An 11,621-nucleotide genomic window follows, 5' to 3' on the forward strand; every position below is an offset into this window, starting at 1 on the left:
TAGACCCCGCAGGGGGTCCGCCAGGAACTTCCTCAACTTTCGGGGGGACGCCCTCTGACCTGCGCAAACGCGCGCCCCCCTCCGCGTCCCCCCTCGAAATCGTCGCCTTGGGGGGGACGGATGCGGGGACACGCGCTCGCGATCTTTCTTGCCGTAGCGCAACCACGGACGAAAGGGGCGAGGGCGATGAGTGTGGGCGACCAGCTCGGTCTCGACGACAACAGCGAACTGCTTGACCAGGCCCGCAGCAAGTGGCCGGACTGGGTGGCGGCGGATTCCCGGCTCGACGTCGTCGCGGAGTTCGACGACCTCCGCGCATGGCTGCCCTCGGTGGACCGAGACGCATCGGACGAGGTCCTCCTGGCGCTGGCGATGCTGGCCGCCCCGGACGGCGGCGACGACATCGCGGCGGCCGCCGCGCTCGCCAAGTGCCTGCTCCCGGGAGCCTGCCGGCTCGCCGGCTGGTTGAGCACGTTGCCCCCGAAGGAGGTCTTTCGCGACAGTCAACCGGTCGTAGCCGGCACCTGGTCCGCGGTCGAGCGGATCGACGAGCTCGTGGCCTCCCAGCTGTGGATCGAGGTCCGCACCTTCCCCTGGCGGCGGCTGCGCAAGGTCGCCGCGAACATCTTGATGAACACCCGGGTCGGCGTGCTGCGCGAGGTCGGCGACTTCTTCTGTGTCTCCCGCGCCGACCGGACCTGGGCCAACACCACCCTCGTCGAGTCCCTCCCCTCCGGCGACCTGGTCGACGTTGCCGGCGGGGGAGCGTGGAGTGCCGGCGAGATGCCGACCGGGCGGGTTCTCGGCGCGCTGTTCCACCGCCCCGAGATCCTCGCCGACAAGTCCGGCCCCGACCACGACGAGCCGTCGGCCACCGAGGAGCTCCTGGAGCTGCTCGCCTGGGCGTGCGAGCGCAGGGTCATCAGCGACGCCGACCGCTACCTGCTGCTGTGCCTGGTCGAGGAGGCCGACCGGGTCGAGACCCGCAACCTGACCCGCGGCTACGGCGGCCTGATCGGCAACGAGCTCTCAAGCCGGGTCGCCCCCCGAGTCGGCGTCTCCGAGGCCACCGTCCGCCGCCACGCCTCGCGCAGCATGCGTGCGCTCGCCGAGGCCGCACCGAGGAAGTTCGGCCATGACAAGTGATCGCTCCCGGCGCCCCACGACACATAGGCGACTGGAGGTGGTGAAGCCCATGACAAACACCCAGGACGGGCCCCGGACGCCGCAGGAGGTCGCCGAGCTGTTCACCATCGCAGGCCGCGAGACCGAGGCGATCCAGCAGCTCACCGGCTGCGTCGAGCAGCTGCACGAGGTACAGGCCGCCAAGCGGGAGCTGGCCAGCCTCACCCCGGCCGAGGTCCGGGCCGCCCTGGAGTTCCGCCGCGCCGGTCTCGGGGAAGCCGGGTGAGCACCCAGGCCACTACCCGGCCGGTCGCCGTCGACGAGCTCAAGCGCGCCTGGCACGCCGTGAACGCCGGCGACTTCCGCACCGGCGCCGGTACCGGAGCGGGCCCGCGCGGCCGCGGGCCCACCAGTGAGACCGCATGGTCCCCGGCGACCGGCGAGCACACCATCGCGGTGCTCGGATGCGCCGGCTCGGTCGGCTCGAGCACCGTCGCCCTGGCCGCCGGCCTCGCCGCGGCTGCGCCGGTCCGCGTCGTGGAGTGCTGCTCGGTGACCGCGTCCGGGCTCGCCGCGGCGAGCACCGCCGAGCTCGGGCTGCACCCGGCCGACTGGCGCCAGGGCAAGCGCGACCACGTCCTGATCGAGCGCGCCAGCGGGGTGCTGGCCGGCGTCGACGAAGTGCCCCTGCCGACCGAGGCGGAGCACCAGAGCCAGCTGACGATCCTCGACGTCGGCTGGGAGGCCGGCCAGCTGCTGGCCACCGACTGCTGGCTCGCCACGGCGGTCCGTGCCGCGGACCAGATCGTCCTGGTCACCACGGCGACCATCCCCGGGATGCGTCGCCTCGGGGTCGCCATCGACCTGCTGTCCAACCACTGGCAGCCCGAGCAGATCGCCCTCGCCGTGTGCGGTCCCCGCCGCAAGAAGTGGCCCCGCGGCCTCGAGCACGTCGGTGGACCGGCCGTGCGCCGCGCCCTGGACGCGGACCGGTGCGTGGAGATCCCCGCGGACCGCGAGCTCGCGGTCAGCGGCCTGGACTCCCGCCGCGTTCCCGCCGCCCTGATCTCGGCAGCACGCCAGCTGCTCGAGCCCGCCCACCTCCTCGTCGACGACACAACCGCCTGATCCAGGCCAACCAGAAAGGAAGTCCACCCGTGGACCTCATGACCGCAACTACCGTGATGGCCGCCAAGGTCTGCCCGCAGGCTCCTCCCGGTGCTGTCGGCCCTACCAACGAGATCACCGGCTACGTGCTGTGGGGCGTCATCATCCTGTTCGGCCTCGGCCTGATCATCGGCCTTGGCGCGATCATCGCTGGCCGCGTCTTCTCGATGCAGCATGCCTCGAAGGTGGGCGTCATCTCGATCGTGGTCGTGTTCATGTGCGCGATCGCCTACCTGGCGCTGCCCGGCATGCTCAACGGCATCCTCGGCCAGGGCTGCATCTGATGTGGCGCGCAGTCACGACGAAGGCCGCACCGGATGCCGGGGGCTCCGAGTGGGGCCGGGGCCGTCTGCTCGGGATCCTGGTGGCCGCGGTCGTCGTGGCTGCGCTCCTGCTCGGCGGCGTCGGGTACGCGGTCTACCTGGGGCTCGCCGGCATCGGAGACGACGCCAACGCCACGCCGGGAGCGGCCACGGGAGAGGCCGACCGCTCGACCGTGGCCCAGGGCACCGCCCACCGCGACGAGATGGCGGCCGAGCCGATGCTGACCGTCCCGGAGAGCGCCGCCTTCCCGGCCGAGACGGCTAGCGAGACCGCGCCCACCATCAAGATCCCTGCCGGGACCGGCGTGAACGGCCCCGGGTTCGTCATGACCGGGTTCCCCCACACCCCCGAGGGCGCGATCGGGCAGCTCGCCCAGATCGACACCGCGGTCCTGCAGTCGATGAGCCTGCAGACCGCCCAGGAGGTCTACAGCACCTGGGCCCTGCCCGGCGGAGTCAGCGCCGAGGACTGGTGGATCACCGCCAGCGTCCGCGCCTTCCTCACCAGCACCGACATGGGCGAGGTCAAGGACCCCAGCGCCTCGGTCACCCTCGAGCCGGCGGCCGCCCTGGTCAAAGGGACCGACGGCCCCGACTGGTCAGTCGTCTGCGTGCTGATGAAGGTCACCGCGACCTACAAGCAGGAGGCCCAGATCGCATTCGCGCACTGCGAGCGCATGCAGTGGGTCGGCGGCCGCTGGATGGTCGCCCCCGGAGCACCGCCGGCACCCGCACCCGCGACCTGGCCCGGCACCGCCCTGGCCAACCAGGCCGGCTGGCGCACCTGGTCGACCGACAACACCACCGACCCCAGCTACTCGGGAGACGAGCACTGATGAGCAACCTGATGACCGACAGCAACTCGCGCAGCAACCTCCTGCGCATCGGCGCCCTGGTGGCCATCGCCTGCCTGGTCGCCACGGCCGTCTGGCTCGGCGCCCGCAGCCGCGCCGACGGCAGCGACAAGACCACCACGGGCGACCCGTCCTCGTTGTCGACGCAGTCCTCCGGCGTCGAGCAGACCGCCCCCGAGACCGCGCCCACGGACGGCGTCGTCATCCCCGGCGGCGCCGACCAGGCCAACGGCTACCCGACCGGATTCCCCCAGACCGACCTGGGCGCCGTCGCGCTGCAGATCGAGGTCGCCAAGGCACAGGTCGCGTTCGACTACGACCAGGCCGTCACCGTCGCCGGCCTCTACGCCGACCCCGCCGATAAGGCGGTCTTCGAGGAGCGCGCCCGCGACGCCGTCGCGCTGCGCCGCCAGCAGGCCGGCGTCCCCAGGGACGGCGACGTGCCCACGCCCGCGTCGTACGCCGTGACACCGATCGCCTACAGCCTCGAGGAGCTGGGCACCGACTACTACGCGGTGAACCTATTGAGCTACGTCACGCTCACCACCGCCGAAGGCGAGGTCAAGGACGGCCTGTACGCCGGCACCCAACTCATGCGGTGGCTCGAGGTCGATGGTGTCTGGGACTGGCGGCTGGTCCAGGGCAGCTCCGAGGACATCGAGCACCTGGTCCAGGAGGGTCAGCCGCAAGCGGTCGCCCCCACCACCCCGGAGTTCAAACAGGCCGGCTGGGTGCCGATCAACGGCGCTACGCAGTGACCGCCCCGACCAACCGCCCGTCCCGCACGAGTCGCGGAAGCCTGATCCGCATCGGGATCGGCGCCCTCGCGGTTCTGCTGCTGACCACCCTCCTCGCCGCAGCCTCGACCCTGCAGCCGCCGGCCGCAGCGGCCGCCGACACCGCGACGTCGACGACGCTGACCACCGCAGCGCCCGCCGTGTCCGCCCGCCTAGAGACCGCCGGCCACCTCCCAGCGCGCAACCTCAAGCAGGGCTGCTCGGGTCCCGACGCCCTGTGCGACCTCGGCGGCGACGCGCTCGACTGCGCCGAAGACCCGATCGACTGCGGCAAGGACGCAGCTGACGGGGTGACGGACGGCGTCAACGGTGCACTCGACGGCCTCGGCGGGCTCGCCGAGGACCTGCCCAGCCCCGGCGACCTGATCCCGGACGGGCTGCCCGGCTGCGGCCTGCTGGACGCGGTCTGCGACGGGCTGGGCGGTCTCCCCGGCGTCCCCGGTCTTCCCGGCGTTGCTGGGCTCCCGAACCTCGGCGATCTCTTCGGAGGCGGGATCCCCGGCCTCGGCGACATCCCGAACCCGTTCGAGGCCATCGGCGACGTCATCGCCAAGGCCGCTGCCGACGCCTGGACCGCGGCCATGCTGGCGATCTGGAATAGCGGCCTGTTCGTGCTGCGCATCGTGCTCACGTTCAGCGAGCTGTTCTTGACCCCCGACCTGCGCGCCGACGGGCCTGGCAAGGACGTCTACGCCTTCACGCTCTGGCTGGCGCTCGCCATGGTGGTCATCTTGGCGATGATCCAGCTCGGCGCCGCGGCCTTCAAGCGCGAGGGCAAGAGCCTCGCGCACGCCTTCATCGGCGCCGGCCAGTTCGTCATCGTCTGCGCCTGCTGGTTCGGCTACTGCGGGATGATCGTGGCGGCCTGCGGTGCCCTCACCCGGGCCCTGATGAAGTCGCTGCTCAAGGTGCAGACCTGGCCCGACTGGGACCCCCTGGGCGGCCTCGGCGCCGAAGACGTCTCCGACGCGGCGGTGGCCACTGTGCTCGCCTTCCTCGGGATCTTCCTGTGGCTGGCCGCCATCGGGCACATCCTGGTCTACCTCGCCCGCGCAGCCTCGCTGCTGGTCCTGACCGCCACCGGCCCGCTGTCCGCAGCCGGGTTGGTCTCGGACTTCACCCGCTCCTGGTTCTGGAAAAGCCTGCGCTGGTTCCACGCCGCGGCGTTCACCCCCGTGCTGATGGTGATGGTGCTCGGCATCGGTGTACAGATGTCCAGCGGTGTCGCCGCCCACCTCGCCGACGGCGCGGAGAAGTCGGTCGGCACCGCACTCCCCGCGGTCATGCTGATCCTGGTCAGCGTCGTCGCACCGCTGGCGTTGTTCAAGCTGCTGGCCTTCGTCGACCCCGGCACCCCCTCGGGTGCGTCGTTCCGGCAGAGCATGGCGATCCAGGGCGGCCTGCAGGGACTGGTCGGCGGCGGCGCGTCCGGTGGCGGCTCCTCGGCGGCCTCCGCGATGGACCCCAGCGGCCGGTCGGGCGGCGAGCAGAGCGCCGAGGCGTCCACGGGCGACCGGTTCAACAAGTCCACCCAGGGCTTCCTGGGCAGCTTGGGCCCCGTCGGCCAGGCGATGTCGACCGGCATGGGCTGGATCAACAGCGCCGGCGCCAAGGCCACCTCGCTGATGTCGGATGAGTCCAACCAGGCCGGTGTCGGGCAGAGCACCTACGGGCCCGACTTCAGCGGGCTGGGCGGCAGGCAGTCCGGTGGCCAGTCCGGGGATCAGTCCGGCGGCACCCACCCCGGGTCGCAGAACAGCGGCGACCCCAGTGACACGGACCCGCCGAGCCCGCCGATGCCGCCCGCACCTCCCACTCCACCGACCCTGCCCACGGGCGGTGGCCCCGGCGGCGGCTCCGGCGGCCAGGGCGGCTCCTCCGGTGGAGCAAGTGGCGCGGGAGCCGCACCCAAGACACCGGCTGCAGGCGGCGGGGGAGCGGCTGGCGGTGCCGGTGGCGCCGGAGCAGCTGGCGGAATCCCCCCGGTCGCGGTCTAACCCGATCCGCGCAACCCCCCATACGGACCCCGACGAGATGGAAGGAACCCCTCGATGACCACCTACGCCGACTACCAGCGCGACCGGATCGGCTGGTTCTTCGGACTATCCGGAGGCCAACTGATGTTCCTGGCGCTGGCGAGCCTGCCGGCGTTCTGGGCGATCAGCCGCGGAGCCTGGTTCTCCGCCCTCCTGTTCGCCATGGTCTGGCTGTTCGCGCTGGCCATCACCATCATCCCGGTCCGGGGCCGCTCGGCCACCGGCTGGGTGTTCGCCTCGACGATGTACGCCGTCGGCGGCCTGCTCGGATGGACGTCGTTTCGGGCCAAGGCCTCCCAGGGTCGCGCCGAGGACCTCGACACCCCGGACCTGCCCGGTGTGCTGCAGGGCATCCAGATCCACGACGGGCCTCCGCACGGATCGCAGCTGCAGCGGGTCGCGATCATCCAGGACCACGCGACCAAGACCTGGGCGGTCACCGCCGCGATCGTCCACCCGGGCATCGGCATGAAGGACATCGAGGAGCGCACCCGCTACGGCGAGGGGCTCGCCGGGCTGATCGACGTCGCAGGCCGCACCGAGAAGGTCGACGAGATCCTCTTCATGGTGCGCACCGTCCCCGAAGACGGCGCCGAGCGCGAGCTGTGGGTCAACAAGCACCGGCGCCCCAACGCCCCGAAGCTGTCCGAGCTCGTCAACAGCGACCTCGCCCACGGACTGACCCGGGCCTCGGTCCGCACCGAGATGTTCGTGACCATCGTCGTTCCCGAGACCCGGATCACCCGGTCGGCCAAGGAGTCCGGCGGTGGCCTTGAGGGCCGGGGCCGGGAGATCTACCTCCTCATGGCCGAGATCGAGGCCCAGCTGCGCGGGCCCATGGGGATGACCTCGGTGCGGTGGCTGACCAGCCCAGAACTCGCACTGGCGAGCCGGACCGGGTTCGCTCCGGGCGACCGGGCCGGCATCGTCGAGGCGCTGGCGATGCGGGAGAAGGACGCAGGAGTCAACGCCGACGTCCCCTGGGCGATGGCCGGACCCTCTGGCGCCGATGCCACGGTGCGGCACTACAGCCACGACGCGTGGAACTCGATCAGCGCCACCATCAAGCTGCCCAGCCGTGGCGCGGTGATGGGTGCGCTGGCGCCGATCCTCACCCCGAGCGAGTCGGGGGAGCGGCGCTCGTTCCTGGTCGCCTACCCGGTCGTGTCGCAGTCGAAGGCGGACCGGCAGTCCGGCAACGCCGAGTGGGCAGCCGACCTGGCCGAAGGGATGAACGAGAAGCTCGGCCGAAAGACCCGTGCCAAGCAGCGCGACGAGGCCTACAAGGCCCGCGGTCTGGACGCCAAGCTGGCCCGCGGCAACGCACTGACCCGGCCCTACGCCGTGTGCACGGTCACCGTGCCCAAGACGCTGCGGATCACCGAGTTCGGCCGCCGGCTGGACGCCTCGGTGCGCCGCGCGGGGTTCGCGCCGCTGCGGCTCGACCTCGCCCAGGACACCGGGTTCGCCGCCTCCACCATCCCACTGGGCACCAGCCTCACCCGGTCCGGAGACGCCTGATGTCCACCACAGCACGGCGCAACCGCCGCGGCGGGCGCGACATGGCCGCCCTGCTCTCGGACTTCGGCCACGACCTGCCGACCACCCCGGCCCCGGCCCGCGAGGCCAAGGAGCCCCGATCCTTCAAGTACGCCCCTCGGCGGGGTGCGGCACGACCCGGTCGCGGCTGGGCGCCAGCCAAGGCGCCGGCCCAGGCGTGGCGGATGACCAGCGATCAGGCACCGGTGCTCTGGCCCTTCATGTCAGCCCCCGCACTGCCCCCGACCGGGGCTCAGATGGGCGTCGACCAGCTCTCCGGCGGCTCCTTCTACTGCGACCCGTTCGGGTGGGTGCTGCGCGACGACGTCACGGCGACCAACCCGAACATCTTCCAGTTCGCCAAGCCCGGCACCGGCAAGTCAGGCACCACCAAAGCCTTCTGCAACCGGATGATGCCGTTCGGCTACCGCACCCTGGTCCTCGGCGACCCGAAGGACGAGTACGAGTCGCTGTGCCGAGCGCACGGCGTCGAGCCGTTCGTCATCGGCCCGGGTCTGCCGGCCCGGATCAACCCGTTGGCGATGGGCCCGCTCGGACACGGCTGGGAGAAGCTCTCGGCCGAGGAAGCGCAGCGGCGCACCACGATCATCTTCAAGCGCTGGCTCGTGCTGGTCCGCGGGCTCGTCGGCAGCATGAAGATCGACGACCAACGACGCGTGCCCTTCGGGCCCGACGAGAGCGACGTCGTCCGCAACGCGCTGCAGATCCTCACCGGCTACGCCGCCGGGAACTCCACGCTGCGCGAGACGACGATCCCGCAACTGTGGGAGCTGCTGCGCAATCCCTCCGAGGACCTCGTCAAGGCCTGCGAGTTCGGAACAAGACGGCAGTTCCTCGACGAGACCAGGCTGCTGCGCAACGCGCTCGGCGAGCTGGTCACCGGCACCCTGGCCGGCCTCTTCGATGACTTCACGAACATCGAGGTCGACTGGCGGGCACCGATCCAGTCGTTCAGCCTGTCGCGTCTCGACGGCCTGGGCGACGAGGCCGTGGGCATCGCGCTGCTGTGCATGAACTCGTGGGGCCGCGGGCTTCGCGAGATCGCCGAGCCCGGCGACCTGCGCATCGTCGTGCGTGACGAGGTCTGGAAGCAGATGCGGCTGGGCGTCGCCGCAGTCATGAGCTTCGACGCCGACCTGCGGCTCTCGCGAGGCATGGCCGGCAAGGGCGGCGACATCCAGTTCGCCAACCTCCACAAGCCCTCCGACCTGCTCTCGGTCGGTGACGCCGACTCCCAAGCCACCATGATCGCCAAGGACCTGCTTGAACTGGCCGACATCAAAATCCTCGGCGGCCAGAAGCCGAAAATGGCGCGCGAACTCGACTCCATGCTCGGCCTCGGGCCGATCGCCCAGGACCTGGTCTCCGGGTGGGCGATGCAGGACAAGGGCCGGGCGCTGTGGTGCATCGGCGACGCCACCTACAAGGTCCAGACCGTGCTCCACCCCCTCGAGAAGGAGCTCTATTACACCAACGAGGCCATCGAGGCCGCCCTATGACTGTTCGCGCGATTTCTGACGGTTTCTCGGCGAACCTGCACATGTTCGGCGGGTTGGTCGGGCGTGTTCGGTCATGTTCGCCGAACTCTCGCACCGTCGTCACTCTTGGCGGCGTGCTCGAGCGGGGTGCCGCCGATAGTCCACCGGCCGCGTGCGGGTCAGTCCCCGTCGACGAGCGGACTGATCGACGCAGCGACGATGCGCGGTGTCATCTCCTTGATGAAGCTGCGGGTGAGATCTGTCCAGCGCGGGTCAGCTGCTGTGCTGACCCGCTCCCATGGATTGGGCCGGTCGACGATCGCGGCATCGAGGAGGCCGCGCCATTCCGGGGGGAGCACGGCCGAGCACCATCGTGCTGCCTGGTTCTTACCAGCGACTCGACCGGTGCTCGCTGTGTAGAGCATGCGGCATTGGGTGAGTACCTCGTGCGGCTGGCCCCAGCCGTTCTCCAGGTACTCGGGGTCGGCCAAGGCGTCGTCTCGACGTTGGACCGCGAGTTCAGCGGCCTCCGCGCGGAGCACCTGGGTGGGGACATGATTCAGGAGCGACTCTGCCGGCGGACCTGTGATGGCGAGCCCGCGGTTCTTCAGGACCCAGCGGAAGGTCTCGGTGTTGTCGTGGGTCGAAAGCTCCATCTCTCGCTGCCCGTTGTCGACGTAGAGCCACGGCTGGTTGGGGTCTGCGCGTTCATGCAGCTGGTCGACGGGGGCGTACGAGCCTTCCAGGTTGTGAGCCCAGTGCTCCGGCCTGTCGGGGAGTTGTCGGTGGATCTCTCGGATCAGCGACTCCTCGTCGGTGTCGAGTTCCTCTCGTGTGACGACCAGGAAGTCCACGTCGGCGTGGACGTCCCCGGAGCCAAGCGCGAACGACCCTTTCAGGTATACGCCCACCAGATTGTCACCAAGCGCTTTCGCGACTTGGTCGGCGAGGTCGCCAAGAACGGTACGGAGCAGGTCGGCCTCGTCCCCGTCGAGCTGCGCGTCCAGTTCCGGCAGCATGTCGCGGAGTCTCCCTTGCGTGGTGTCGACAAGCGGGCGGCCCGTTCGTGTCGAAGGCTGGGCCCCGAGGATGCTGCCACTGCGGGCACGAACTGTCGCGTGAGTTTCCTCTGCCTCGCTTCCGTTGGAGCGAACGTGAAGCGCCAGCGCTTCATCTCGGGGAGTCGCTGGCTAGGTTTGCGAACTCCGATCGTCCCCGATGGTGAGATCGGGATGCTCGATTGTCGAGAGGTACCGGGTGGCGCCTTCGACGCTGAGGCCGAAGAGGTCGCAGATTCGGCGTACGTCGCCGCCGGTTGCGTGGATCTCGTGGAGGATGCGGTCCTCGCGCAGGGCCCGCGGCCGCAGGGCGCTTTCCTTCCAGGGGAAGGAGTGGCCGCCGGGGACGAGGCGTGGTGCGGTTCGTCGGTTGATGAGCAGGTGGGGGTTGGCGCTGGCGGGCCAGGTCTGGTTGCGGTAGTCGAGCCAGGCAGTCAGCCGGGTCCTGACCGGTGCGGCGAGTGGGATGTCGCGGCCCTCGAGGAGGAGGCGGCCGTCGACGATGTCGGTCAGCTGCAGTTCGCGCACCTGCTTGCCGGTCAGACCGTGGAAGGCCACCAGGGCGACTGCGAGCGCGACGGCTGGGTTCGGCGAGTCCAGCTCGGCGCGGATCAGCGCGGTGTCGAGCGGCAGCGGGATGTTGGTCGCGACCCGAGTGAGGTCGATGCCCCTCATTGGGTTGGTGAACACGAGTCGACGGCCCTTGAGGATCTTGAAGAGCGACTTCAGCCCGTTCTCGGCGAAGTGGCGATGGCTGGTTCCGGCGGGCAGCGCCGCAAGCGCATTGAGGATGTCGTCCTTGGTGATCTCGGCGAACGACTGGCGGCCTGCTTCGGCCCAGGCCTGGACGACGGGCGCGAGTCCCCGAATGTGGAGTTCGACTGTTTCGGGTTCGCGTGGCAGTTGGCGGGGTGCATGCCGGGATCCGCCGAGCATGATCTGAAGCCAGAGCTCGAGGTTCCGGCGCATGGCGTCGGGCAGCGTCCCGGCGTCGATGAACCTGGCAGTGAAGTAGCGCTCGACTTTGGTGGGGACGTCCTCGATCAGCAGGCCGGCTTCGGTAAGGACGTCGATGGTCGAGGAGATCGTGCCGTCGTATCGGCGCAGTGCCACGACATCGCTGGCGCGGATCTTCGCTGTCGGGGTGGGTCGAACGGTCTGCAGCATCCGCAGGGTCTGCATCACCGCGTTGCGCTGTCGCACGCTCCAGCCGTACCGGCGGG

At 70.5% G+C, this 11,621-nt stretch carries 10 protein-coding genes and 1 pseudogene; 9 read left to right on the forward strand and 2 right to left on the reverse strand.

Going from position 1 to position 11,621, the window contains the following annotated elements; translation table 11 throughout:
- Positions 1-186 precede the first annotated feature (186 nt).
- Genes CF8_RS08230 through CF8_RS08270 form a run of 9 tightly spaced genes read left to right on the forward strand, consistent with a single transcriptional unit; the run spans position 187 to position 9,361 of the window.
- On the forward strand, positions 187-1,146 hold the full coding sequence (locus tag CF8_RS08230; RefSeq protein WP_156887186.1) for a hypothetical protein: 960 nt from the start codon (positions 187-189) through the stop codon (positions 1,144-1,146).
- 49 nt (positions 1,147-1,195) lie between these two features.
- The gene (locus CF8_RS08235) at positions 1,196-1,411 is read left to right on the forward strand and encodes a hypothetical protein (protein WP_036490566.1); all 216 of its coding nucleotides are present in this window, start codon (positions 1,196-1,198) and stop codon (positions 1,409-1,411) included.
- A complete protein-coding gene (locus CF8_RS08240) occupies positions 1,408-2,253 on the forward strand; it encodes a hypothetical protein (protein ID WP_010832666.1) in 846 nt (281 codons plus the stop codon). Before CF8_RS08235 ends, CF8_RS08240 begins: the two co-directional genes overlap by 4 nt.
- A 56-nt stretch (positions 2,254-2,309) precedes the next feature.
- Positions 2,310-2,576 carry a hypothetical protein gene (locus tag CF8_RS08245; protein ID WP_232211596.1) on the forward strand — a complete coding sequence of 89 codons (267 nt, stop codon included), beginning with the start codon at positions 2,310-2,312 and terminating at the stop codon, positions 2,574-2,576.
- A complete protein-coding gene (locus CF8_RS08250; RefSeq protein ID WP_010832668.1) occupies positions 2,576-3,451 on the forward strand; it encodes a hypothetical protein in 876 nt (291 codons plus the stop codon). The genes CF8_RS08245 and CF8_RS08250 overlap by 1 nt, the downstream gene beginning before the upstream one ends.
- Positions 3,451-4,227, forward strand: a complete 777-nt coding sequence (locus CF8_RS08255) for a hypothetical protein (protein WP_010832669.1) — start codon at positions 3,451-3,453, stop codon at positions 4,225-4,227. The genes CF8_RS08250 and CF8_RS08255 overlap by 1 nt, the downstream gene beginning before the upstream one ends.
- Positions 4,224-6,263, forward strand: a complete 2,040-nt coding sequence (locus tag CF8_RS23450) for a type IV secretion system protein (protein WP_010832670.1) — start codon at positions 4,224-4,226, stop codon at positions 6,261-6,263. Before CF8_RS08255 ends, CF8_RS23450 begins: the two co-directional genes overlap by 4 nt.
- A gap of 54 nt (positions 6,264-6,317) precedes the next feature.
- Positions 6,318-7,823: an SCO6880 family protein gene (locus tag CF8_RS08265; RefSeq protein WP_010832671.1), complete on the forward strand. Its 1,506-nt coding sequence runs from the start codon at positions 6,318-6,320 to the stop codon at positions 7,821-7,823.
- Positions 7,823-9,361: an ATP-binding protein gene (locus CF8_RS08270; RefSeq protein ID WP_010832672.1), complete on the forward strand. Its 1,539-nt coding sequence runs from the start codon at positions 7,823-7,825 to the stop codon at positions 9,359-9,361. The genes CF8_RS08265 and CF8_RS08270 overlap by 1 nt, the downstream gene beginning before the upstream one ends.
- A gap of 158 nt (positions 9,362-9,519) precedes the next feature.
- On the opposite strand, the gene CF8_RS08275 is transcribed toward CF8_RS08270, so the two are convergent.
- Both CF8_RS08275 and CF8_RS22460 read right to left on the reverse strand, forming a co-directional pair.
- Positions 9,520-10,359, reverse strand: coding sequence for an aminoglycoside adenylyltransferase domain-containing protein (locus CF8_RS08275; RefSeq protein WP_010832673.1), 840 nt, complete (start codon positions 10,357-10,359; stop codon positions 9,520-9,522).
- 171 nt (positions 10,360-10,530) lie between these two features.
- Positions 10,531-11,621: pseudogene (locus tag CF8_RS22460) on the reverse strand (hypothetical protein); the annotation flags it as partial.

The organism is Nocardioides sp. CF8, assembly GCF_000389985.1.
GTDB lineage: Bacteria > Actinomycetota > Actinomycetes > Propionibacteriales > Nocardioidaceae > Nocardioides > Nocardioides allogilvus.

Coding starts and splice junctions, on each gene's coding strand:
- CF8_RS08275 (WP_010832673.1), bottom strand. CDS start 10,359: ATGCTGCCGGAACTGGACGCGCAGCTCGACGGGGACGAGGCCGACCTG.
- CF8_RS08265 (WP_010832671.1), top strand. CDS start 6,318: ATGACCACCTACGCCGACTACCAGCGCGACCGGATCGGCTGGTTCTTC.
- CF8_RS08250 (WP_010832668.1), top strand. CDS start 2,576: ATGTGGCGCGCAGTCACGACGAAGGCCGCACCGGATGCCGGGGGCTCC.
- CF8_RS08270 (WP_010832672.1), top strand. CDS start 7,823: ATGTCCACCACAGCACGGCGCAACCGCCGCGGCGGGCGCGACATGGCC.
- CF8_RS08235 (WP_036490566.1), top strand. CDS start 1,196: ATGACAAACACCCAGGACGGGCCCCGGACGCCGCAGGAGGTCGCCGAG.
- CF8_RS08255 (WP_010832669.1), top strand. CDS start 3,451: ATGAGCAACCTGATGACCGACAGCAACTCGCGCAGCAACCTCCTGCGC.
- CF8_RS08245 (WP_232211596.1), top strand. CDS start 2,310: ATGGCCGCCAAGGTCTGCCCGCAGGCTCCTCCCGGTGCTGTCGGCCCT.
- CF8_RS08230 (WP_156887186.1), top strand. CDS start 187: ATGAGTGTGGGCGACCAGCTCGGTCTCGACGACAACAGCGAACTGCTT.